The sequence below is a fragment of the Trinickia camelliae genome (assembly GCF_053525655.1).
In genome coordinates, this window is sequence record NZ_JBCHAA010000006.1 from 280962 (window position 1) to 304131 (window position 23170).

Annotated in this window: 24 protein-coding genes and 1 other RNA gene; 12 read left to right on the forward strand and 13 right to left on the reverse strand. The window is 64.1% G+C overall.

The genetic code is table 11. The features are described 5' to 3' along the window. Positions 1-58 precede the first annotated feature (58 nt). Together AAHK20_RS13140 and AAHK20_RS13145 are read right to left on the reverse strand one after the other, a co-directional pair. On the reverse strand, positions 59-925 hold the full coding sequence (locus tag AAHK20_RS13140; RefSeq protein WP_449181950.1) for an ABC transporter ATP-binding protein: 867 nt from the start codon (positions 923-925) through the stop codon (positions 59-61). After that, entirely contained in the window at positions 922-1923 is a 1002-nt protein-coding gene (locus AAHK20_RS13145; protein WP_449181887.1) for a FecCD family ABC transporter permease, read from the reverse strand. The genes AAHK20_RS13140 and AAHK20_RS13145 overlap by 4 nt, the downstream gene beginning before the upstream one ends. A 352-nt stretch (positions 1924-2275) precedes the next feature. Here AAHK20_RS13145 and AAHK20_RS13150 point away from each other — a divergent pair, with 352 nt between their 5' ends. The 5 genes from AAHK20_RS13150 to AAHK20_RS13170 all read left to right on the forward strand — a co-directional run bounded on the left by AAHK20_RS13150 (position 2276) and on the right by AAHK20_RS13170 (position 4695). Next, positions 2276-2632, forward strand: coding sequence for an ATPase (locus tag AAHK20_RS13150; protein ID WP_449181888.1), 357 nt, complete (start codon positions 2276-2278; stop codon positions 2630-2632). Continuing rightward, positions 2629-2943, forward strand: a complete 315-nt coding sequence (locus tag AAHK20_RS13155) for a cell division protein ZapA (RefSeq protein ID WP_449181889.1) — start codon at positions 2629-2631, stop codon at positions 2941-2943. Before AAHK20_RS13150 ends, AAHK20_RS13155 begins: the two co-directional genes overlap by 4 nt. 209 nt (positions 2944-3152) lie before the next feature. Then, positions 3153-3334: non-coding RNA, 6S RNA (ssrS, locus tag AAHK20_RS13160), on the forward strand. 65 nt (positions 3335-3399) lie between these two features. Continuing rightward, positions 3400-3858: an EVE domain-containing protein gene (locus AAHK20_RS13165; RefSeq protein ID WP_449181890.1), complete on the forward strand. Its 459-nt coding sequence runs from the start codon at positions 3400-3402 to the stop codon at positions 3856-3858. A 105-nt stretch (positions 3859-3963) separates the two neighbouring features. Next, positions 3964-4695: an SIMPL domain-containing protein gene (locus AAHK20_RS13170; RefSeq protein WP_449181891.1), complete on the forward strand. Its 732-nt coding sequence runs from the start codon at positions 3964-3966 to the stop codon at positions 4693-4695. A gap of 101 nt (positions 4696-4796) precedes the next feature. On the opposite strand, the gene lgt is transcribed toward AAHK20_RS13170, so the two are convergent. Continuing rightward, on the reverse strand, positions 4797-5702 hold the full coding sequence (gene lgt / locus AAHK20_RS13175) for a prolipoprotein diacylglyceryl transferase (RefSeq protein WP_449181892.1): 906 nt from the start codon (positions 5700-5702) through the stop codon (positions 4797-4799). Between the two features lie 174 nt (positions 5703-5876). Between lgt and AAHK20_RS13180 the strand changes: the two genes are divergently transcribed. Next, a complete protein-coding gene (locus tag AAHK20_RS13180) occupies positions 5877-6425 on the forward strand; it encodes a phenolic acid decarboxylase (protein WP_449181893.1) in 549 nt (182 codons plus the stop codon). Between the two features lie 34 nt (positions 6426-6459). Here the strand turns inward: AAHK20_RS13180 and AAHK20_RS13185 are convergent, their stop codons facing one another. Beyond that, positions 6460-7452, reverse strand: coding sequence for a LysR family transcriptional regulator (locus AAHK20_RS13185; RefSeq protein WP_449181894.1), 993 nt, complete (start codon positions 7450-7452; stop codon positions 6460-6462). 156 nt (positions 7453-7608) lie between these two features. Here AAHK20_RS13185 and ilvD point away from each other — a divergent pair, with 156 nt between their 5' ends. Beyond that, positions 7609-9282, forward strand: coding sequence for a dihydroxy-acid dehydratase (gene ilvD / locus AAHK20_RS13190; RefSeq protein WP_449181895.1), 1674 nt, complete (start codon positions 7609-7611; stop codon positions 9280-9282). Positions 9283-9393: 111 nt separating this feature from the next. Continuing rightward, positions 9394-9726: a c-type cytochrome gene (locus AAHK20_RS13195; RefSeq protein WP_449181896.1), complete on the forward strand. Its 333-nt coding sequence runs from the start codon at positions 9394-9396 to the stop codon at positions 9724-9726. A gap of 30 nt (positions 9727-9756) precedes the next feature. Here the strand turns inward: AAHK20_RS13195 and AAHK20_RS13200 are convergent, their stop codons facing one another. The 3 genes from AAHK20_RS13200 to AAHK20_RS13210 form a co-directional block, all read right to left on the reverse strand. After that, positions 9757-10848: a DUF2486 family protein gene (locus AAHK20_RS13200; RefSeq protein ID WP_449181897.1), complete on the reverse strand. Its 1092-nt coding sequence runs from the start codon at positions 10846-10848 to the stop codon at positions 9757-9759. 100 nt (positions 10849-10948) lie between these two features. Then, positions 10949-11365 (reverse strand): DNA polymerase III subunit chi, encoded by a 417-nt coding sequence (locus AAHK20_RS13205; RefSeq protein WP_449181898.1) that lies wholly within the window; start codon positions 11363-11365, stop codon positions 10949-10951. 16 nt (positions 11366-11381) lie between these two features. Next, the gene (locus AAHK20_RS13210) at positions 11382-12893 is read right to left on the reverse strand and encodes a leucyl aminopeptidase (RefSeq protein WP_449181899.1); all 1512 of its coding nucleotides are present in this window, start codon (positions 12891-12893) and stop codon (positions 11382-11384) included. Positions 12894-13032: 139 nt separating this feature from the next. On the opposite strand from AAHK20_RS13210, the gene lptF reads away from it, so the two are divergent. Genes lptF through AAHK20_RS13225 form a run of 3 tightly spaced genes read left to right on the forward strand, consistent with a single transcriptional unit; the run spans position 13033 to position 15703 of the window. Then, positions 13033-14130 (forward strand): LPS export ABC transporter permease LptF, encoded by a 1098-nt coding sequence (lptF, locus tag AAHK20_RS13215; protein WP_449181900.1) that lies wholly within the window; start codon positions 13033-13035, stop codon positions 14128-14130. Between the two features lie 3 nt (positions 14131-14133). Then, positions 14134-15282, forward strand: coding sequence for an LPS export ABC transporter permease LptG (lptG, locus tag AAHK20_RS13220; RefSeq protein WP_449181901.1), 1149 nt, complete (start codon positions 14134-14136; stop codon positions 15280-15282). Between the two features lie 31 nt (positions 15283-15313). Beyond that, positions 15314-15703 carry a sirohydrochlorin chelatase gene (locus tag AAHK20_RS13225; protein ID WP_449181902.1) on the forward strand — a complete coding sequence of 130 codons (390 nt, stop codon included), beginning with the start codon at positions 15314-15316 and terminating at the stop codon, positions 15701-15703. A gap of 60 nt (positions 15704-15763) precedes the next feature. On the opposite strand, the gene cobA is transcribed toward AAHK20_RS13225, so the two are convergent. From cobA to AAHK20_RS13255, 6 genes are all read right to left on the reverse strand, one after another. After that, a complete protein-coding gene (gene cobA, locus AAHK20_RS13230; protein ID WP_449181903.1) occupies positions 15764-16531 on the reverse strand; it encodes a uroporphyrinogen-III C-methyltransferase in 768 nt (255 codons plus the stop codon). An 85-nt stretch (positions 16532-16616) separates the two neighbouring features. Further along, positions 16617-17933, reverse strand: a complete 1317-nt coding sequence (locus AAHK20_RS13235) for a sulfate adenylyltransferase subunit 1 (RefSeq protein ID WP_449181951.1) — start codon at positions 17931-17933, stop codon at positions 16617-16619. A 22-nt stretch (positions 17934-17955) separates the two neighbouring features. Continuing rightward, positions 17956-18921, reverse strand: coding sequence for a sulfate adenylyltransferase subunit CysD (cysD, locus tag AAHK20_RS13240; protein ID WP_449181904.1), 966 nt, complete (start codon positions 18919-18921; stop codon positions 17956-17958). 82 nt (positions 18922-19003) lie between these two features. After that, positions 19004-19756 (reverse strand): phosphoadenylyl-sulfate reductase, encoded by a 753-nt coding sequence (locus AAHK20_RS13245; RefSeq protein WP_449181905.1) that lies wholly within the window; start codon positions 19754-19756, stop codon positions 19004-19006. Then, positions 19753-20298 (reverse strand): DUF934 domain-containing protein, encoded by a 546-nt coding sequence (locus AAHK20_RS13250; protein WP_449181906.1) that lies wholly within the window; start codon positions 20296-20298, stop codon positions 19753-19755. The genes AAHK20_RS13245 and AAHK20_RS13250 overlap by 4 nt, the downstream gene beginning before the upstream one ends. Positions 20299-20325: 27 nt before the next feature. Beyond that, entirely contained in the window at positions 20326-22005 is a 1680-nt protein-coding gene (locus tag AAHK20_RS13255) for a nitrite/sulfite reductase (RefSeq protein ID WP_449181907.1), read from the reverse strand. A 216-nt stretch (positions 22006-22221) separates the two neighbouring features. Between AAHK20_RS13255 and AAHK20_RS13260 the strand changes: the two genes are divergently transcribed. Beyond that, on the forward strand, positions 22222-23163 hold the full coding sequence (locus tag AAHK20_RS13260; protein ID WP_449181908.1) for a CysB family HTH-type transcriptional regulator: 942 nt from the start codon (positions 22222-22224) through the stop codon (positions 23161-23163). Positions 23164-23170 lie beyond the last annotated feature (7 nt).

Consider the following 23170-nt stretch of genomic DNA (forward strand, 5'->3'; position numbering starts at 1 on the left):
CCTGGAGTTGCACAGCCTGTTAATTCGGTAAAACCGCATGCGCCACGCGCACTGCGCCTTACAAAGGTTTCGACGCGCTCGCCGGCCCGGCCCTCAACGCCGGCACCAGCGCCTCGTGCCCCGCGTCTTCGATCAACACGAGCGGATAGCCGAACGCACGGCTCGCGAGCGCGGGCGTCAACACATCACGCACCGGGCCCGCATGCGCCGCGCCGTTGCCGTCCATCAGCAGCGCATGCGTCGCGAAGCGGCGCGCCAGATTCAGATCGTGACACGACAATATGACCGTGCGCGGCGCGGCATGCGTCCCCGTCGCCCAATGCGCGAGCGTCTCGAAGCAATCGATCTGATGATGCAGGTCCAGATGCGCGAGCGGTTCGTCGAGCAGCAAGAGCGGCGCGTCCTGGCACAGCGCGGCGGCGAGCGCCACACGCTGCCGCTCGCCGCCCGACAACGACAGCACGTCGCGCGAGGCGAGAGGCGCGAGGCCGAGCGCGTCGAGCGCGGCCTGCGCCGCCGCGCGATCTTCGTCGCGCTCCCAGCCCCAGCCCGTCAGATGCGGAAAGCGGTTGAGCAGCACGATATCGAGCACGCGTGCACTGAACGCATCGCGAATGCTTTGCGGCATCAGCGCGCGACGTTGGGCGAGCTTGACGCCCGGCCAGTCCGCGAGGCGCACACCGTCCATTTCGACGTGCCCGTGCGCGCTCTTCATCAAACCCGCGAGCGTCGAAATCAACGTCGTCTTGCCCGCGCCGTTCGGGCCGGCTATGCACCAGATCTCGCCGGGATAGAACGTGTGCGTGAAATCTTCGAGCAGCGTGCGCGAACCTGCGCGCAGCGTCAGACGCTGCGCCGACAATTGCGGCGTGCGGCCGGCAACATCGATACGGGAAGTTGGAGTCGGCGCAGCGCACATCGTTATCGCGGCCTCGCCAAGAGCATCCACAGAAATACCGGTACGCCGATCAGCACCGTGATGACGCCCACCGGCAATTGCGCCGGCGCGACCACGGTGCGCGCGACGAGGTCGGCGCCCATCACGGCGACTCCGCCCGCAAGCGCCGACGCGGGCAACAGCATGCGCTGATCGTTGCCGCATGAAAGCCGCAACGCGTGCGGCACGACGAGCCCGACGAAGCCGATCGTGCCGGCGGTGGTCACCGCCGCCGCGGCCGCGAGCGAAGCGACCAGATACACGCGCAAGCGCAATCGCACGACCGGAACGCCGAGCGCCTGCGCCGCCGAATCGCCGCGCAACAGCACATTGAGCTGGGGCGCGACCGGCACGATCGCGACGAGCGCGACGGCGAGCGCAGCCAACGCGGGCCATGCCGTGCCGACGCCGTTCAAGTCGCCGGTGAGCCAGAAGAGGATGCCGCGCAAATGACTCTCGGGCGCGAGCGACAGCAGCAGCGTGATACATGCGTACCACCCCGCCGCGATCACGGCGCCCGTCAACAGCAAACGCGGCGACGCATCCTGCGGTTCGCCGCGCCACAATTCGCGGCGCGCCAGACCGAGAACGAGCAGGATCGACACGAACGCCCCCGCGAACGACGCGGCATCGACCCACCACCACGCCAAGCCCGCCATCATCGCGATCACGGCGAACGTCGCCGCGCCGCCCGAGACGCCGAGCACGTAGGGTTCCGCGAGCGGATTGCGCAGCAACACTTGCAGCAGAGCGCCCGCCATGGCGAGCAGCGCGCCGCATGCGAAGCCCGCCAGCGCGCGCGGCAGGCGCAGCGTACGCACGATTTCGCCCGCCACGTCGCTCTCATCGCCAGGAAGATGCAGCAACGCCGACAGCACGCGCTGCGGCGAAACGGCGACGCTGCCGAACCCGAGCGAGGCGACGAACACCGCGAGCGCGAGCGCGCCCAGCACGAGCCAGATCGCGGCCGCGCGCCTCGCAGTCATGCCATGCGCAGACACGAGCGCAGCGCGGCTCATCGCACGACGCTCACGCGCTGTGACACGGCTCGTCGCTGCACAAGGTCGGTATTGTTGTCTTCGTCCACTGGTTTCCGAAACGTGAAGTGCCGCGCGCGGCCGGCAAGTGTAGGAGCGGGCCCAGGAAGCGTCAAGAATGATCAAACCCGTATTTTGCAGGGGTTTTCTATGCGACGATTGCGCCGCAAAAAGCAGCTCGCGATGACGCTCGAACGCGTTTTGGCGGCAAGAAGCGATGCTGTTACGTCTAGAAACGAGACAATTATCGGAAACGCCTTTAATCCGCGCTAAAATGCGGGGTCTTTAGAGGACGCAGCACATGCTCAACGAACTCGAAACACTGTCACAGAATATAGGCCGGCTGGTCGCGATCAATGAGCGCCATCTGCAGGCCCGTCACGCGCTTGAAGAACAACTCGCGCAATTGCGCGCCGAAAACGAAGTGGCCCGTGCCGAGCTTGCACTGCTGCGCGAAGAGCGCAACACGCTGCAAGCGGAACGCGATGCGCTGTCCGCCAAGATCGACGACGCCCAGGTGCGCTTGAACGCCATTCTGGAAAAGCTGCCGCGCGCGAAGGCGTCATACGAACCGGAAAGTCAGCTCGATCTCCTCGCCTCCTCGCAGCAGGAGGATGAAGAACACGGCGAATCCAACCGACACGGAGAAAACGCATGACGACCAAGCAGATCGAAGTCTCGATTCTTGGCCAACCCTATCGCCTTGCGTGCTCGCCCGAAACCGAAGCCGCGCTGCTCGAAGCGGTGGCGCGCGTCGACTCGGAAATGACGAAGATCCGCACGCACAGTTCCGTACGCGGTCAGGACCGCATCGCCGTGATGGCAGCGCTCTCGCTCGCATCGGAATTGCTTAAGCTGCAAGAGAGCATTCGTCACGGGGAAGCGTTTCCCGCCGAGGAAATCCGGCGTACAATGCACCAGATGAACGAGCAGCTCAACGCAGTCATCGAGCAGCACGGAATGCAGTAACCGCAGTACCGTCAGTGGCAAATGCAACAGCGTGTGCCATCGCAAGCAAATGAATCAAAACGCTTGCCAACCAGGCGGTGCTTCCAATAAAGTTTCGAGCATAAACTGGCGGCAACGCCAGTCGCCATTCGGCAAACGTTTTAATGATTGTGCGAAGACCTTTCGCGAGTTGTCGTTAAAGCAGCGCTGAATAGCAAATAGTTTTAGCAGCTTCCCTGCCTGGTTCGCCAAGGTCATATATTCCTTGAACCAATGCCATGTGCACGGTTGCGGAAATTTGTAGCACGGGTGTGCGCGTCACTCTGTCTGATGTACCCGAAGTGCTGCTAACTGCGACCAATTCTGAACCTCAGGTTCAGGATGCCGGCCTAGCGGCTAAGGCGGGGACCTATTCAACGGCATCGGATATCCTCCGATGCCGTTTTCATTTGGGGCCGTAAAAACAAGGGCGATACCATGCGCTACTGGCTGATGAAGTCCGAACCGGACGAAGCAAGCATCGACGATCTCGCCAACGCCCCCAATCAAACGCTGCCGTGGACCGGCGTGCGCAACTATCAGGCACGCAACTTCATGCGCGACACGATGCAAATCGGCGACGGCGTGCTGTTCTATCACTCGAGCTGCCCGGAGCCCGGTATCGCCGGCCTCGCCGAAGTCGTCTCCACCGCCTACCCCGACCCGACGCAATTCGACAAGAAGAGCGACTACTTCGATCCGAAGTCGACGCAGGAAACCCCGCGCTGGATGCTCGTCGATGTGCGGTTCGTCAAGAAGACCCCGTTGATTTCGCTCGCGGCCCTGCGCGAACATGCCGAACTCGCCGACATGCGCGTGCTCGCCAAAGGCAATCGTCTGTCGATCACGCCGGTGACTGACGCCGAATGGCGCTTCATCACGAAGCGGCTCGCGTAATGCGCGGCGGCCGCGTCGAGCGCACATTCCAATTAGGGAACTAAGGCAGCGATGGGCCCGACTAATGGGCTCGCAAGCGTTGTGCCATATTGAAGGAGTCACACCATGAAAAGGAAAACCGCCGTCGCGCTCGCCGCTGCCGCTTTTGCATTGCCAGTCGCGCTCTCGCTCGCGCCTGCCGCGCAGGCCGACACGGTCGTCATGCAAAACCAGCCGTCCGGCGTGCTGTCGCTCTCGGCGCAAGCCAGTGCCGAGGTACCCCAGGACGTCGTCAACATCACGCTCTTCTACGAGCAGGAAGCGAAAGACCCGGCCTCGCTCACCGACGCACTGAACCAGCGCGCCGACGCCGCGTTGAAGCAAGCAAAAGGCGTGTCCGGCGTGACGGCGCGCACCGGCTCGTTCTCGATCTATCCGTCGACCGACCGTGACGGCCGCATCTCCGCATGGCGCGGCCGCACCGAGGTCGTGCTCGAATCGCGCGATTTCGCCGCAGCCTCGAAGCTCGCGGGTCAGATGAGCGCGAACATGCAAGTGGGCAACGTCTCATTCTCGCTGTCGCCGGAAGCCCAGCGCGCGGCGGAAGAAAAGTTGAGCGGCCAGGCGATCGCGTCGTTCCGTCAGCAAGCGACCGCGGCCGCGCAAGCGTTCGGCTACACCGGCTATACGATTCGCGACGTCAACGTCGGCCGCAACGGCATCTCGCCGCGGCCGGTGATGATGGCCATGGCGGCGCCGATGGGCGCCAACGCGAAGTCGTCCGCGCCGGTTCCGATCGAAGGCGGCACGACGACGGTCACCGTCAACGTCTCGGGCTCCGTGCAGATGACGCGCTAAGCGCACGCGAAACAGTCCGCGCTCGTAGCCAAAGAAAAACGCCGGCATATGCCGGCGTTTTCGCATTCAGACGCGGATCGCTCCACACCTCATTGCGCGCATCAATTCGCGTTGACCGTCTGCGACTGCACGCGCCGCGCACGCCGATACGACCACACGAGCAAGCCCACGCCCGCGATGATCATCGGCAGCGACAGCCACTGCCCCATCGACAAGCCCATCGCCAGCAGACCGAGGAAATCGTCCGGCTCGCGCGCGAATTCGACCGTAAAGCGCGCGAGACCATAGCCGATCAGGAATACCGCCGACGCCGCTCCGACCGGGCGCGGCCTGCGGGTGAAGAACCACAGCACGAGAAAGAGTGCGACGCCTTCGAGCGCGATCTCATACAGCTCCGACGGATGGCGCGGCAGCATGTGATAGTGCGCGTACACATCGGCCAGATTCCATTTCGCCGCGAGTTGCGGATGCGTCGCGAGCCACCCGGCGTCTTCGTTCGCCGCAGTGGGGAACATCATCGCCCAGGGCGCATCCGGCGAGGTCACTCGCCCCCACAACTCGCCGTTGATGAAGTTGCCAAGACGCCCTGCGGCGAGCCCCGTCGGCACCATCGGCGCGACGAAGTCGGTCACCTGCAGCCACGTGCGCTTGCGCTGATACGCGAACAGGATCATCGCGAACGTCACGCCGAGAAAACCGCCGTGAAACGACATGCCCCCTTCCCAGACTTTGAAGATGTCGAGCGGATTCGCGAAGTAATAGCTCGCCTTGTAGAACAGGACGTAGCCGAGACGGCCGCCGAGAATGGTGCCGAGCACGCCGTAGAACAGCATGTCGTCGATGTCCTTCGGGGTCCAGCCTTGCGCGGCGACATGCGGCAGACGCAACCGCAGGCGGCCGACGACGATCGCCATGATGAACGCCACCAGATACATGAGGCCGTACCAACGCACGGCGAGCGGACCGAGATGAATCGCAATGGGATCGAAATTGGGGTGGATGAACATGAATCGGTGTGGATCAGAGAGATATCGAGCTAGGACGCCCGTAATGATGTCATAAAAGGCTTACATCACCGGCACAGCCAGACACAGCGGAGCCATGCGCAGTTCGCGTCACGAAAAATAGTTATATGACATACTCAATTCGCCACAACTGATTTGTGGATGGGAGAAATCAAAATGACCAACAACACGAAAAACAGCAGCTTCAAAACCACCGTGGACCATCCGGTTCCGCCGCAAGACCTCTCCGGCATCGTCGGGCATCGCTTCATCTATACGTATGCGAACGGCTGGCAGTACGAGATGTACGTGAAAAACGCGACCACGATCGACTACCGCATTCACAGCGGCATGGTCGGCGGCCGCTGGGTCAAGGGCCAGAAGGCCGATATCGTTCAGCTCGATGACGACGCGTACAAAGTCTCGTGGGCCGAGCCGACCGGCACGACCGTGTGCGTCGACATCATGCCGGGCAAGCGTCGTCTGCATGGCACGATCTTCTTCCCGCAGTGGATCACCAAAACGCCGGAGAAGACCATTCTGTTTCAGAACGACTTCATCGATCAGATGCACACGTTCCGCGACGAAGGTCCGACCTATCCGATCGCGGTCGTGCCCGAGTTCGCGTGCATCACGCTGTTCGAACATGTCGGCGCCGACGACGAGACCGTGATCTCGAAGGCTCCGGGCGAATTGGAAGCGGGATTCAGCAGTCGCACCAACTAAGTCGCAGGCCCCGCACTAGCCCTGCACTGGCCCGCTAGCGCGAGCGGGCGCGCCGCTTTGCCCCGCCCCGCTCGCCCGCCTCGTCGACGACGGCCGCCGCCTGGGCGCGCACGATGTCGATGAAGCCGGCCAATACGGGGCTCACCTCGGCTGTGCGCCACGCGAGCCCCGTCTCGACGACCGGCACCGCGCCCACGAGCGGCCGGTACACCACCCCGGTGCGACGCAGGTTACGCAACGATTGCGGCACCAGCGCGACACCCATCCCCGCCGAGACCAAACTGACGATCGTCTGCATCTGGATGGCCTCCTGCCCGATGCGCGGCGTGAGTTTGGCCGCGTCGTAGCAATCCATGATGATGTCGTAGAAGCCCGGCGCGAGACGGCGCGGGAAAATCACGAGCGGTGCGTCGGCGAGCGCGGCGAGGCTCACCGGCTCGTCGGCCCAATCGGCGAGCTGTCCGCGATCGCGGCGGCAGCCTGCCTGCTCGGCGGCTTCGGTCGACATCGCGATCACGAGCGGTTCGCGCGCGATCGGCAGATAGGAGAGCTGCGCCGCGTGGCGCGGCGGCAGCGGCGAAATCACGAGGCCGGCATCGATGCGGCCCGCCACCAACTCCTCGATCTGCACGTCGCTCGTCGCCTCGGCGAGTTGCAGCCGCACGCGCGAATAGCGCGTGCCGAAATCGCGCAAGAGGTTGGGCAGCAGCCCGTAATCGGCCGTGGAAACGAACGCGAGCGACAGCACGCCCGCTTCGCCGCGCGCGAGACTTTGCGCGAGCGGCCTCAAGCCGTCGGCGCTCGCGAGCAGCCGGCGGACCTCGGGCAGCAAATCGGCGCCGACCGCGGTCAGCTCGACCGAGCGCTTCGTGCGCGCGAAAAGCTCGACGCCGAGCGTCTCCTCGAGCGCGCGAATCGCTTGCGAAAGAGGCGGCTGCGTCATTGAGAGCCGCGCCGCAGCCCGCCCGAAGTGCCGTTCCTCGGCGACCGCCACGAAGTAGCGCAACTGGCGCAGATCCGGTGTCACGAGTAGCCCATCCTCTGATATGCATTTCGACCTAATAGGCGATCAATAATATATTGGACACTCGCCAAGAGAAATCGCATTCTTTGCCGGCACACCTTGAGCGCTCGTTCGAGCGCCACCCCAGAAACACCGGACCAACACCCACCGGAGTCCCCCATGCCTTACAACCGTCGCTCGAAAAACGTCACACAGGGCGTCGCGCGCTCGCCCAACCGCTCGATGTTCTACGCGCTCGGCTACCAGAAGGAAGACTTCGACAAGCCGATGATCGGCATCGCCAACGGCCACTCGACCATCACGCCCTGCAACGCCGGTCTGCAGCGCCTGGCCGACGCGGCGGTCGCCGCGGTCAAAGGCGCCGATGCGAATCCGCAGATCTTCGGCACGCCGACGATCTCGGACGGCATGTCGATGGGCACCGAAGGCATGAAGTACTCGCTCGTGTCACGCGAAGTGATCGCCGACTGCATCGAGACGTGCGTGCAAGGCCAGTGGATGGACGGCGTGGTCGTGATCGGCGGCTGCGACAAGAACATGCCGGGCGGCATGATCGCGCTCGCGCGCATCAACGTGCCGGGCATCTACGTGTACGGCGGCACGATCAAGCCGGGCAATTGGAAGGGCAAGGATCTGACGATCGTGTCGTCATTCGAGGCCGTCGGCGAATTCACGGCCGGGCGCATGACGCAAGAGGATTTCGAAGGGGTCGAGAAGAACGCGTGCCCGACCACGGGCTCGTGCGGCGGCATGTACACCGCGAACACGATGAGCTCGTCGTTCGAGGCGCTCGGCATGTCGCTCCTGTATTCGTCGACGATGGCGAACCCGGACGACGAGAAAGTCGGCTCGGCCGCCGAATCGGCGCGCGTTCTGGTCGAAGCGGTGAAGAAGGACTTGAAGCCGCGCGACATCATCACGAAGCAATCGATCGAGAACGCCGTGGCCGTCATCATGGCGACGGGCGGCTCGACCAATGCCGTGCTGCACTACCTCGCGATCGCGCACGCTGCCGAAGTCGAATGGTCGATCGACGATTTCGAGCGCATGCGCAAGAAAGTGCCGGTGATCTGCAACCTGAAGCCTTCGGGCGACTACGTCGCGACCGATCTGCACAAGGCCGGCGGCATCCCGCAAGTGATGAAGATCCTGCTCGACGCGGGCCTCCTGCACGGCGACTGCGTCACGATCACCGGCAAGACGCTCGCGGAAGAGCTCAAGGACGTGCCGAGCAAGCCGCGCGCGGACCAGCAAGTGATTTTCCCGATCGACAAGGCGCTCTACAAGGAAGGCCACCTCGCGATCCTCAAGGGCAATCTCGCGCCGGAAGGCGCGGTCGCGAAGATCACGGGACTCAAGAACCCGGCGATCACCGGCCCGGCGCGCGTGTTCGACGACGAGCAAAGCGCGCTGCAGGCGATCCTCGACGACAAGATCAACGCAGGCGACGTGCTCGTGCTGCGCTACCTCGGCCCGCAAGGCGGCCCCGGTATGCCGGAAATGCTCGCGCCCACGTCGGCGCTGATCGGCAAGGGGCTCGGCGAATCGGTCGGCCTCATCACCGACGGGCGTTTTTCGGGCGGCACCTGGGGCATGGTGGTCGGGCACGTCGCGCCGGAGGCGTTCGTCGGCGGCATGATCGGTCTCGTGCAGGAAGGCGACTCGATCACCATCGACGCGCACAAGCTGCTGCTGCAATTGAATATCGACGATGCCGAGCTCGAGCGCCGCCGCGCCGCCTGGAAGCAGCCGGCGCCGCGATACACGACCGGCGTGCTGGCGAAATACGCGGCACTGGCGCGCCCGGCGAACAAGGGTGCGGTGACGGGTTGAGGGTGTCTGAAGAGGTCTCTGATCGGCTGCGATAGCGCAATAAGCGAACGACGCGCTCTGTCTATAATGCGTCGGACCACAAGTCGAGCCAAGCAGCCGACGGAGACCAGAATGAAACGATTGAAGTGTTGTGCCGTGGCATTCGCCGCGGCTGCCTCCCTGGCGCTCGGCGGCCCCGCGCATGCCGATTCCGCGCCGGGGCTGGCACTCGCTCAGCAGAGCAATTGCATGAGCTGCCACGCGGAAAAGCGGCCGCTGATGGGTCCGGCCTTCCACGACGTCGCGGCGAAATACGCGTCGCGCCCCGATGCCGTCGCCTATCTCGTCCGCAAGATCAGCGAGGGCAGCTCAGGCGTCTGGGGACGCGTGCCGATGCCCGCGAACACACAACTGACCCCGGATGACGCGCACGCGCTCGCCGCCTGGGTACTGACACTGAAATAAGAACGCTGAAATAAACGCGCCGAATTAAGCTCAAGAAGCGTTATCGGCGTGCTTCGCGAGCGCTTCCTGCACCGCTTCGCGGACCCAGCCGGCCACTTCCACTTCGAGCGCCAACGCCACTTCGCGCGTGACCTGGTTCACGAGCCAATTGGTGTGGTCCTGCAGCGCATCACGGCAGCGCGCTTCGATGAAGCCGCGCCCCTCGCCCATCAGATAGCTCGCAAAACGTCCGCGCAGGCGCGCCGCGATCAGATCGGCGTCCAACGCCGCGACGGCGCCGTCATGCGCATCGTCTGGATGACGGGCCTTCGAATGAGCCGCCGCGCGGTGTGGCTTGGCGCGATGGTGAGCAGGCGTTTCCGCATGTTGCTCATCCGTAGAAGCGTGTTGCGCGTGCGAATTCGCGCGATGCGTTTCGGTCTGCCCGTGCTCGCCCTGCGCCTCCTCGGGCTGCGTCTGCGACTTGGCGTGATGGCTGCTGCGTCGCGTGTGGTGATGCGAGTGGGCTTCGTCCGAAGGCGCTAGTTTCTCTTTCTCATCGGCGGTAGCGGGCACCGTCGGCGGATTTGCGGGGACTTCGGGCGCGACATGCGATGCGCTCGCGTCCGGTTCTATGCGCGGCTTGTCGGCGTCGTGCTCAGCGGCGCTCGCGTGCGCTGCTGCAGCCTCGTGCGCTGCCGTCTCGTGCTGAGCGGGCTCGGTCGAAGCCGATGGCGCGCTTTCGTGCGTCGCCGCAGCGTGTCTGCCCGCCACTTCGTCCGAATCGGATTGCGCCACGCTTGCGGCCCAGTCGGCAATGCCGGACGCGACCACGTCGGTCAAGACGGGAAACGAGTCATCAACCTCCGGCGTAGCGGCCGGCGCCGGTTTCTCCACGGCCGCCGGCGCGCTCGCGCCCGACTCGGCAGCAGGCTCCTTCGGCCGCGGCGCCCCGCTACGAACATGTCCCCCGAGACCTGGCGTCAGCACCTCGCTGAGCGTCGGAATCGATGCGTCGTCAGGAAGCGGCTCCCCGCTCTGCGCCGGTACTTTTTTCTCTTCAGCCGGCTTCGGCTCCGGCTTACCGGGCACGAGCACGTCGGTCAGCACGGGAAACGCGTTGTCGTCGTTGGGATCGGGCACGGGTGAACTCCGTCGATGATTGCGCTGACGGGAGATGCAGCAATCGTTGTGCCGCGTCTCGTCCTAAGCGAAGCGAACGAAAAAGCAGACGATTCGCGCGTCAAGCGCCTTGCTTATAGTTGTTCAAAGCATACCCGCGGTCGCGATAGAAACGATAGCGCTCGCGGCCGGCAACGAGTTCGTCTTGTGCGTTGCCGATCACTTCGATCAAGCGTTCGAAACGCGCGAACTGCGCGGGCACCGTCGCGCCGAGGTTCAGCAGGATCTGATGATGCGGCGCGCGCTCGAGGTCGCTCGTCAGCACGACGGGCGTCTCTTTAGCGAGCGCGTTGTCCGCCATGCAGTGAGGGATGAAGTCGAGCGGCGAGAAAGTCCACAGACGCTCGTCGAACGCGCGCAGGCGCGCGGGCTCGGCGAGCACCACGAGCGGCTGGCCGGCCTGGTAAGCCTTGCGGGCCAGCCGGCACGCGTACAGCAGCGAGTCGCCGACATTCGTATGAAAGTCGATCCGCGTCATACAGTACTGCGGTCGATCATTGCGCGGCGCGGTCGATCAGGAACTGCGCGAGCAGCGGCACCGGACGCCCCGTCGCGCCCTTCGCTGCGCCGCTCTTCCACGCCGTGCCGGCGATGTCGAGGTGCGCCCACGGGTACGCTTCGGTGAAGCGCGACAGGAAGCACGCCGCCGTCACGCTGCCCGCCGGACGGCCGCCGATGTTCGCGAGATCCGCGAAATTCGACTTCAGCTGCTCGTGGTATTCCTCGTCGAGCGGCATGCGCCATGCCGGGTCGGAAGCCTCGCGCGACGCGTCGAGCAATTCGCCCGCGAGCGCGTCGTCCTTCGAGTACAACGCGCTGTTGTGGTGGCCGAGCGCAATGATGCAGGCGCCCGTCAGCGTGGCGATGTCGATCACGGCGGCCGGCTTGAATCGCTCGGCGTAGGTCAGCGCGTCGCACAGGATCAGGCGGCCTTCGGCGTCGGTGTTGAGCACTTCGATCGTGAGACCGGCCATGCTCGTGACGATATCGCCCGGCTTGGTCGCGTTGCCGTTGGGCATGTTTTCGCAGGTCGGAATGAGCGCGACGACGTTGATCTTCAGGCCCATTTCCGCGACCGCGCGCATGGTGCCGAGCACCGAGCCCGCGCCGCACATGTCGTACTTCATCTCGTCCATGCCCTCGCCGGGCTTGAGCGAAATGCCGCCGGTGTCGAACGTGATGCCCTTGCCGACCAACACCACCGGAGCCGCCTTCGCCGCGCCGCCCTGGTACTGCAGCACGATGAACTGCGCCGGCTCGACCGAGCCTTTCGTCACCGACAGGAACGAGCCCATCTTGAGCGCTTCGAGCTGCTTCTCGCCGAGCACCTCGACCTTGAGCTTCCAGTCCTTCGCGAGCTTCTTCGCGGTGTTCGCGAGGTAGGTCGGCGTGCAGACGTTGCCCGGCAGGTTGCCGAGGTCGCGCGTCAGGTCCATGCCGTTCGCGAGCGCCGTGCCTTGCTTCGCGGCGACCTTGGCGGCCTTCTCGTCGGCGGTGTCGATGCTGAAGATGATGCGTTTCAAGGCCCGCGACGTCGTCTCGGGCTTGCTCTTCATCTGGGTGAACTTATAGGTCTCGCCGCGCAGCGCAAGGATCGCGGTGCGCACGGCCCAGTCGGCCGAACGCTCCTGCACCGGCAGTTGCGCGAGCGTGAACGTGACCTGGACGACCTTCGTGCCGAGCAGCGCGCGCCACGCGGCGCGCACGGCCTCGCCGTAAGCCTTCTGCCCGAAAGCATCCTGCTTGCCCAAGCCCACCAGCAGGACGCGCGAGGCGCCAATGCCGGAAACCTCATGCAAAAACAGCGTGGTACCGCTCTTGCCGTCCATGTCGCCGGCCTTGATGATGCGCGTGACGAGGCCCTTGGTCGCCGTATCGATCTCGAGCGCCGCGCCCGAAAGGGTCTGCGACTCGAAGATGCCGAGCACGATACAGTCGGATTTGCCGGTCAGGAACACGTTGGTTGTGCCCTTGGTCCAATCACAGGCTTTTATGCTAAAGTCCATCGCGCTTGTCCTCGGATAAAATATCTAGGCTTAGGATGAAAGCCGCAATTATCCGCTATTTTTCCCGCGACGGAAGTTGGCGAGGCGTTCCAATCGCCTTTATTGCAACCTCTGGCACCCCGCCCTCTCTGCTTCAAGAATGATTTTCGAACGTTCCCTGCAGCGCGAACTCGCGTATACGGCCGGCGCCGTATTCATGGTGCTGCTCACCATCTTCCTGACGACGCTGATGATCCGCATCGTCGGCTTCGCCGCGTCCGGCGAGGTCGATCCGAAGGACGTCGTCGTGCTGATCGGCCTGCAGATCATCGGCTATCTCGCCGTGATGCTCGTCGTCACGCTGTTCGTCTCGATCCTGTTCGTGCTCACGCGCTGGTACCGCGACTCCGAAATGGTCGTCTGGCTCGCCTCTGGCGTCAGCCTCACGCGCTTCATCAAGCCGATCGCGACGTTTTCCGCGCCGATCATCCTGCTCGTCGCGTTCTTCGCCTACGTCGGCTGGCCGTGGTCGAACGCGCAGAGCAAGCTGATCCGCGAGCGCTTCCAGCAACGCGACGAAGTCTCGCTGCTGGCGGCGGGCCAGTTCCGCGAATCGCCCGCCAGCCATCGCGTGTTCTTCGTCGAGAAGATGTCGCCCGACCAGAGCCGCGTCGAGAACGTCTTCGTGACGAGCACCGAGAACGGCAAGGTCAACGTGGTCGTCTCGAACCGCGGCCACACGGAAACGATGAAGAACGGCGACCGCTTCGTCGTGCTCGACAACGGCCGCCGCTACGACGGCGAGCCCGGCAAGCCCGATTTCCGGATCATGGAGTTCGAGCGCTACGGCGTGAAGATCACGAGCACGCCCGTCGTGAATCAGCAGACGACGCGCGGCATGTCCACGCCCGCCCTGTTCCACCATCCGAACCCCGACAAGCTCGCCGAATTCTCGTGGCGCACGGGTCTGCCGCTGATGGCGATCAACCTGATGCTGCTGGGCATTCCGCTCGCCTACCAGAACCCGCGCCGCGGGCGCACGATCAACCTCGTGATGGCCGTCCTGATCTTCTTCACGTACTCGAACCTGCTCAACATCGTCCAGTCGTATATCGAGCAGGGCCGGATGTCGTTCGGCGTCGGCCTCGTCGGCCTGCACATCGTCATCGCCTTGCTCGTCGTGTTCCTGTTCTGGCTGCGCGTGCGCAACCGGCCGCTGATCTCGCGTGCGATGTTCACGCGCTCGCAGGGGGCCTGACGCATGCGTATCTACGAAAAGTACTTCGCGCGCCAGGTCTATCTCGCGTTCGTCTTCATTCTGTTCGCGTTCTCGGGCCTGTTCTTCTTCTTCGACCTGATCAACGAGCTGAACACGGTCGGCCAGGGCAACTACAAGTTCGGTTACGCGGTGCTGCGCGTCGGCTTGCAGACGCCGTCGCGCTTCTACGAAATCATCCCGGTCGCGGCGCTGATCAGCTCGATCTACGTATTCGCGCAGATGGCCGCGAACTCGGAATACACGATCTTCCGCGTCTCGGGGCTCTCGACGGGTCAGGCGCTGCGCTCGCTCTTGAAGATCGGCATTCCGCTCGTCGCGGTCACCTACTTCATCGGTGAAGTGGTCGGCCCTTACACCGATCAGCTTTCCGAGCGCGTGCGGCTCGAAGCGCTCGGCTCGGCGGTGTCGACCAACTTCGAATCGGGCGTCTGGGTGAAAGACACGCTCACCAAGCGCGAGGACGGCGAGCAGGTCACGCGCTTCGTCAACGTCGGCAAGCTGATGCCCGATTCGACGATCAGTAATGTGCGCATCTACGAGTTCGATTCGAAGTTCCGGCTGTCGAACGTGCGGATCGCAGAAACGGGCCGCTATCAGTCGCCGGGGCATTGGCTGCTCACCGGCGTGACCGATACGCAGTTGACCGATATCGCGCCGGCGAACGGCAAGCCAGCCGATGCGCTCAATCCCGTCTATCGCGCGAATCAGATCGTCGTGCCTGAGTACTCGCTGCGCTCCGAGCTGACGCCGCAGATTCTGTCGGTGCTGCTGGTGTCGCCGGATCGGATGTCGATGTTCAATCTGTTCCGCTACATCCAGCACTTGACGGAGAACCATCAGGATACGCAGCGCTATGACATCGCACTCTGGAAGAAGCTTCTCTACCCGTTCGCGGTGCTCGTGATGCTGGTGCTGTCGCTGCCGTTCGCGTATCTCCATACGCGCGCGGGCGTGGTCGGCGTGAAGGTGTTCGGCGGCATCATGCTCGGCATGAGCTTCCAGTTGTTCAACACGCTCTTCTCGCACATCGGCACGTTGAATACCTGGCCCGCGCCGATTACGGCGGCGACGCCAGGACTCATTTATCTCGTGCTGGGACTCGTCGGCCTGAAGTGGGTGGACCGGCACTAGCGCCTTCCTCCGGCGACGATGTGAGGCTCGCATGACCGATACGCACGGCATCATCCTCTTTGGCCACGGCGCGCGCGATGCGCGCTGGGCCGAGCCGTTCGAGCGACTCGCTGGCAAGCTGCGCGCGGCGCGCGGAGCCACGGCCGGGCCGGTGTCGCTTGCGTTTCTCGAACTGATGACGCCGGACTTGCCCACGGCGATTGCCGAACAGGTTGCAGGCGGCTGCGTCGAGATTACGGTCGTGCCGGTGTTCTTCGGTCAAGGAGGGCATGTCCGGCGCGATCTGCCGAGCGTGATCGACGTGTGCCGGGCGGCACATCCGGGGGTGGAGATTCGTTGCGCAGTGGCGGTGGGTGAAGACGACGCCGTACTCGACGCTATCGTCCTGTATTGCCTGCGGGAAGCGGGGAACGCAGGCTAGGCGCGTCTGCCGCCCGTTGCGCTGCGGCAGACATCACCCGATCTTCATGACAGCGTTCGCTCAGGCCGCGTGCAGCATCCCCGCACGCCCCTCATCTTCCTTCTTGCCGGCACTTGCACTAGCGCGCTCGGCAAATGCCTCGCCTATCATCAGCAAGCTCGGCTGCGCCGGATCGAGCCACAACTGCGCCTCGCCCATCGCAAGCGCTTCGAGCGTGAGCGTCAGCGTGCGTTCGCGCGGCGTGCTGCACGCCTCGACGATCGCGACCGGCGTCGAGCCCGCGCGGCCCGCGTCGATCAGCTGCTGCGCGATATCGGGCGCACTGTCGCGGCCCATGTAGAAGACCAGCGAATCGGCGTTCACCTGCTCGCGAATCGCTTCGGAGTCGGCCGCACGACTATGCGTGGCGAGCGCCACGCTGCGAGACACGCCGCGCAGCGTGAGCGACCGCTTGAGCGCCGCCGCGCTCGCGAGCGCCGCCGTGATGCCCGGCACGATTTCGTATTCGATGCCGGCCTCTTCGAGCGCCCGCATCTCTTCGTCCGCGCGGCCGAACAGCATCGGGTCGCCGCCCTTCAGGCGCACCACCACCGCGTGCTCGCGCGCGGCATCGACGATCTGCTTGTTGATGAATTGCTGCGCGGTCGAACGCTGGCCGCAGCGCTTGCCGACCGCGATCTTGCGCGCGTGCGGCGCGTAGCCGAGCATCTCGGGCTCGACCAGCGCGTCGTGCAGCACCACCTCCGCCTGCGCCAGAAGGCGCGCGCCGCGCACGGTAATGAGATCCGCCGCGCCCGGCCCCGCTCCGATCAGATACACCTTGCCCATTTGCATTCGTCCCGTTGGTCTACGGTCTAAACCCGAATTGTGCCGACGTTTGCCAATGTGTGCCAAATCGATCGATCGCTTCGCTTCACGCGGAATACGCGCGAATCATGCCTGCCGCCACGGTATGGTGCGTCGCCTCGTCGATCAGCACGAACGCGCCCGTTCCCGGATGCGCGTCGTACGCATCGCAGACGATCGGCTTTTGCAGCGTCAGCGCGACGCGGCCGATGTCGTTCATCTTGAGGTTGTGCGCGTCGCCCGTGTGCGAGAGCGTATGCACGTCGAGCACTTCCTTGATCGCGCCGATCCGCGCGAACACGGTGGTCGTCGTTTGCTTGAGCAGGTACTTGCGCTGCGTCGAGAGCGGCTCCTCGTCGAACCAGCAGAGGTCCGCGTCGAGCTTCTTCGCCGGTTGCGGCGCGTGCTCGGGCAGCACGAAGGTATCGCCGCGCGAGACGTCGACGTCTTGCGTCAGGCGAATCGTCACCGTCTGGCCCGCGAACGCGCGATCGACTTGCGCAGTGCCGCCCGGCACCGGCGCGATGATTTCCTCGACCGTCGCTTCGCGGTTGGCCGGCAGCACGACAATGGTGTCGCCCACCTTCACTTCACCCGCTTCGACGCGGCCCATGTAGCCACGGAAGTCGTCGGCCTGGCTGCCGTCCTGGCGCGCGACCCACTGCACCGGGAAGCGCAGCGTGTGGCTTGCGGCCGGCTCGACCGGCAGCGCCTCGAGCACGTCGAGCAGCGGCTCGCCCGCGTACCACGGCATGCGCTCGCTCGCCGCCACGATGTTGTCGCCCTTCAATGCCGACACCGGCACGAAGCGCACGCCCGTGAGACCCAGCTGGCGCGCCAATTCGACGTACGCATCGCGGATCTCGTTGAAGCGCGTTTCGCTGAACTCGACGAGGTCCATCTTGTTGATCGCGACGATCACGTGCTGCAAGCCGAGCAGCTTGACGATCGCGCTGTGGCGCTTGGTCTGCGGCAGCAGCACGGCGGCGCCGTTCTCGAACGTGACGCGCGTGGCGTCGACCAGGATGATCGCCGCGTGCGCCGTCGACGCGCCCGTCACCATGTTGCGCGTGTACTGCTCGTGGCCCGGCGTATCGGCGATGATGAACTTGCGCTTGGCGGTGGCGAAGTAGCGGTACGCGACGTCGATCGTGATGCCTTGCTCGCGCTCGGCTTCGAGGCCGTCGGTCAAGAGCGACAGGTCGATTTCGTCGCCGGCCGTGCGCTTGTTCTTGGCGCGCGAGAGCGCCGACAACTGATCCGACAACACAGCCTTGCTGTCGTACAGCAAGCGCCCGATCAGCGTGCTCTTGCCGTCGTCGACGCTGCCTGCGGTGATGAAGCGCAACACGCCGAGGTCTTCCGTTTGATGAATGCTCATGATTGTCCTGCCCTCGTTCGTGTGCTTAGAAATACCCTTGCTTCTTGCGCTGTTCCATCGCGGCTTCGGAGGTCTGATCGTCCATCCGCGTCGCGCCGCGCTCCGTGATTTCGGTCACGGCCGTCTCGGCGATGATCTTCTCGACGTCGTCCGCGTCGCTTTCGACCGGGCACGTGCAGCTGATGTCGCCGACGGTGCGGAAACGCACCAGCGCCGTTTCGCTCGTCTCGCCTTCGCGCATCGGCGTGAGCGGCGTCACCGGCACCAGCAGCCCATTGCGGCGCACGATCTCGCGGTGGTGCGCGTAGTAGATCGACGGCAATTCGAGCCCTTCGCGCGCGATGTACTGCCACACGTCGAGTTCGGTCCAGTTCGAGATCGGGAACACGCGCAGGTGCTCGCCGTTGTGCAGACGCGCGTTATAGAGGCTCCACAGTTCGGGCCGCTGCGCCTTCGGGTCCCATTGGCCGAATTCGTCGCGGAACGAGAAGATGCGCTCCTTCGCGCGGGCCTTTTCTTCGTCGCGGCGCGCGCCGCCGATCATCGCGGTGTAGCCGTGCGCTTCGATCGTTTCGAGCAGCGTGACCGCTTGCGCGGCGTTGCGCGAATCGGTCTCGCGGCGCAGGCGCACCGTGCCGCGCTTGATCGAATCTTCGACGTGGCCGACCACCAGCTCAGCGCCGATCTCGGCCGCGCGGCGATCGCGAAAGTCGATCACTTCGCCGTAGTTGTGGCCCGTGTCGATGTGCACGAGCGGGAACGGCAGCGAAGTCTTGCGGTTCGCGCCGAGGCCGAACGCCTTCAACGCGAGATGCAGCACGACAACCGAATCCTTGCCGCCCGAGAACAGCAGCGCAGGCTTGCTGCATTCGGCGACCAGTTCGCGCAGGATGTAGATCGATTCCGCTTCGAGCCAGTCGAGGTGATCCATCCGATTGCCCGTGATGGAGAGCGGTTGCGGGGCGGTAGTGGGTTCGAGCGTGGTGCTCATGTTCTGGGTCCTTCTCAGCGTCACGTCGCAAACGGCGTCGCCCGGCGGGCTCGGCGCTGCGGCAGTATTCGTCGGATGATGCTTATCGGGCGGTTGCGTTCTCGGCGGCTGGGACGATCGGAATCGTCGTGATGTGCAAGCCGCATTCCTTCGTGTCACGCGACTCCCACCACCAGCGGCCGGCCCGGCTGTCTTCGCCGGGGCGGATTGCACGCGTACAAGGCTCGCAGCCGATGCTCGGATAGCCGCGCGCATGCAGCGGATTGACCGGCACGTCGAACGCCTTCAAGTACGCCCACACGTCCGCCTCGGTCCAATCCGCCAAAGGATTGTATTTGGCGATTTCACGGGCAGCGTCCTTTTCCTCCTCGTGCAGCTCGGCTCGCGTTACCGATTGTTCGCGGCGCTGGCCCGTCACCCAGGCTTCCACGTCAGCGAGCGCGCGGTTGAGCGGCTCCACCTTGCGGATCTCGCAGCAGCGCTTGCGCAGATCGACGCTCTCGTAGAACGCGTTCAGACCGTGCTCCGCGACGTATTGATCGACTGCATCCGCCTGCGGGTGGAATTGTTCGATCTCGTAGCCATAGCGCTCGCGCACGCGATCGATCATGCCTAGGGTATCGGCATGCAAACGTCCTGTGTTGAGCGAAAAGATGCCGATCTTGGCGCCGCGCGACAGGATCGCATGCGTGAGCAGCATGTCTTCCGCCGCGAGGCTGCTCGCCAGCTTGACCTTGGCGTGACGCGCGCCGATCGCATCGATCAGGGCGTTCAAGCGCTCGATCTTCGCGGCGAGTGCGTCGTCGATCACGACGGACGTATTCGCAGTGCTCATGCGGAAGCCTTTTGCGCAGCCGCTGCAGCCGCACGGCGGCGGAACAGCGGATTCGGATCGTCGACAGCACCCTGATAGAGCACCGAAAACTCCGTGAAAGCTCGCAGCGCGTCGTGGATGTCCTTGTCGGCGCGCACGGCGAACGCGTCGAAACCGCAGCGCGCGAGGTGGTGCAGGTGGTCGCGCGCCACGTCGCCGATCGCGCGCAGCTCGCCCGTCCAGCCGTAGCGCTTGCGCAGCAAGTACGCCGTGCTGTAGCCGCGGCCGTCGCGGAACACCGGGAAATCGACGCCGATCAACGTGATTTTGTCGAAATCGGCGACGATGTCGGCCGGTTCGCTGTCCGGGGCGAGCCAGACGCCAAGCTCAGCCTTGCTCTTGGTCGCGACCAGCGTGTCGCGCGCGGCTTGCCACAAGGCGAGCGGCACGAGCACCTTGCCGGCCGGCAGCGCGTCCACGCCGGGCAGCGCGCCATCTTCGGCTGCACGCACAACGGTCCAGTCGTCGCTGACAACCGAGCGGTTCTTGATAATCGAAGTCATCTGCAAAATCCTTAGCTCAGTCGCGCGTCAAGCGTGCGCCGGTTGACGCGATGCGTACACGCGTTCCTTGAACGGTGCGACGCCGATGCGGTTGTACGTGTCGATGAAGCGCTCGCTGTCGATGCGGTTCTCGACGAAGGTATCGATCACCTTCGACAGCACGTCCGGCATTTCCTCAGCCGAGAACGACGGGCCGATCACGCGGCCGAGATGCGCGCCCGTGGCGCCCGTGCCCTGCTCGCCGCCGAGCGTCACCTGGTACCACTCGGAGCCGTCCTTGTCGACACCGAGAATGCCGATGTTGCCGACGTGGTGGTGGCCGCACGAGTTGATGCAACCCGAGATGTTCAGCGACAGGTCGCCGAGGTCGTACACGTAGTCGAGATCGCTGAAGCGGTCCTGGATCGCCTGCGCGATCGGCAGCGACTTCGCATTCGCCAGCGAGCAGAAGTCACCGCCCGGGCACGCGATGATGTCCGTCAGAAGGCCGATGTTCGGCGTCGCGAACCCTTGCTTCTTCGCTTCTTCCCACAAGGCGAACAGGTCGCGCTTCTTCACGTTCGCGAGAATCAGGTTCTGCTCGTGCGACACGCGGATTTCGCCAAGCGAGTACTGGTCCGCCCAGTCGGCCACGGCTTCCATTTGGACGTCGGTGGCGTCGCCAGGCGCGCCCACGGCCGGCTTCAGCGACAGCGTCACCGCCGCGTAGCCCGGCACCTTGTGCGGATGCAGGTTGCGCTCGATCCAGCGCGCGAACGGCTTGCTTTCGAGCAGATGCTTCTCGAACGAGGCGTCGGTATCCGACAGCTTCTCGTATTGCGGCGGCTGGAAGTATTGCGCGACGCGGTCGTACTCTTCCTGCGTGAGCGTCGACGGGCCGTCCTTCAGGTGCTGCCACTCCTCTTCGACTTGCTGCGCGAACTTCTCGGCCCCAAGCGCCTTCACGAGAATCTTGATGCGCGCCTTGTACATGTTGTCGCGGCGGCCGAAGCGGTTATACACGCGCAGCACGGCTTCGCAATACGTGAGCAGGTGCTGCCACGGCAGGTTTTCGCGGATCACCGAGCCGATGACCGGCGTACGACCCAGGCCGCCGCCCGCGAGAATCGCGCAGACGACTTCGCCCGCTTCGTTCTTCGACAGATAGACGCCCAAATCGTGGATCTGCACCGCGACGCGGTCTTCCTTCGTGCCCGACACCGCGATCTTGAACTTGCGCGGCAGCCAGTTGAATTCGGGGTGGAACGTCGACCATTGGCGCAGAATCTCGGCCCACGGGCGCGGATCGACGATTTCGTCGGGTGCGACGCCGGCGAACTGGTCGGCCGTGATGTTGCGGATGTCGTTGCCCGACGTCTGGATGCCGTGCATCTGCACCGACGCCAGCTTCGCGAGCAGTTCCGGCGTTTCCTCGAGCTTGATCCAGTTGTACTGGATGTTCGTGCGCGTCGAGAAATGGCCGTAGCCGCGGTCATGCTCACGTGCGATGCGGGCCAGCATGCGCAACTGGTCGCTGCGCAGGTTGCCGTAAGGAATCGCGATGCGGTGCATGTACGCGTGGCGCTGCATGTACAAGCCGTTTTGCAGGCGCAGCGGACGGAACTCTTCCTCGCTCAATTCGCCCGACAGGCGGCGTCGAACCTGGTCGCGGTACTGCGCGACGCGCTCGTCGACGAGTGTCTGGTCGTACTGATCGTATTGGTACATTCGGGGACCCCAGTGTCTATGTGCCACGCTGCGTCCTAGCCACGCAGCGTCCGAAACAGCTTGTCGATTCGCAAAAGCGCCGGTCGTTTAGACCGTCTGCTCATTTGCTAATGACAAATACAGATATCGATATTGAAAAACCTGCGGTGATCGTAATAAACTGGCCTTATATTTCAAACGACTAAAAACTTGTTTGCATATGCGGAAGGGTTATAAATGAACCTGCACCAGTTTCGCTTCGTCCGCGAGGCCGTCCGCCAGAACTTCAATCTGACTGAAGCGGCCAAGGCCCTGTATACGTCGCAGCCGGGGGTTTCAAAGGCGATCATCGAGCTGGAGGACGAGCTGGGCGTCGAAATCTTCACGCGGCACGGCAAGCGCGTGCGCTCGCTGACGGAGCCGGGGCGGATCATCCTGGCGTCGGTCGAGCGCATTCTTCAGGAGGTTGAGAGCCTGAAACGCGTCGGCAAGGATTTCGCCGCGCAGGACCAGGGCAATCTCGTGATCGCCGCAACCCACACGCAGGCTCGCTACTCGCTGCCTGCCGCGATCGCCGAGTTCAAGAAGCGCTTCCCAAAGGTCCACCTTTCAATTCTGCAAGGCAGCCCGACCCAGGTCGCCGAAATGGTGATGCACGACCAGGCCGACCTCGCGATCGCGACCGAGGCGATTGCGGGCTACAAAGAGTTGGTGTCGCTGCCCTGCTTCCAATGGCACCACGTGGCGGTCATGCCCGCCGACCACCCGCTGCTCGAGCGCAAGACACTGTCGCTGAACGATCTCGCGCAATATCCGCTGATTACGTACGACAACGCGTTTGCCGGCCGCACGAAGATCAATCACGCGTTTCAACTGCGCGGCCTCGTGCCGGACATCGTGCTCGAAGCGATCGATGCCGACGTCATCAAGACTTACGTCGAGCTCGGGCTCGGCGTCGGCATCATGGCCGACATCGCGTTCAACGCCGAGCGCGACCGGCACCTGCGGGCGATGCCGGTCGGCCACCTGTTCGGCAGCAACGTGACGCGCGTCGCCCTCAAACAGGGTGCGTATTTGCGCAGCTATGTGTATACGCTCGTCGAGCTGCTGTCGCCGACGCTCAATCGCAAGTTGATCGAGCAAGCGTTGAAGGGCGAGCACGAAAGTTACGAGCTTTAATTCCACA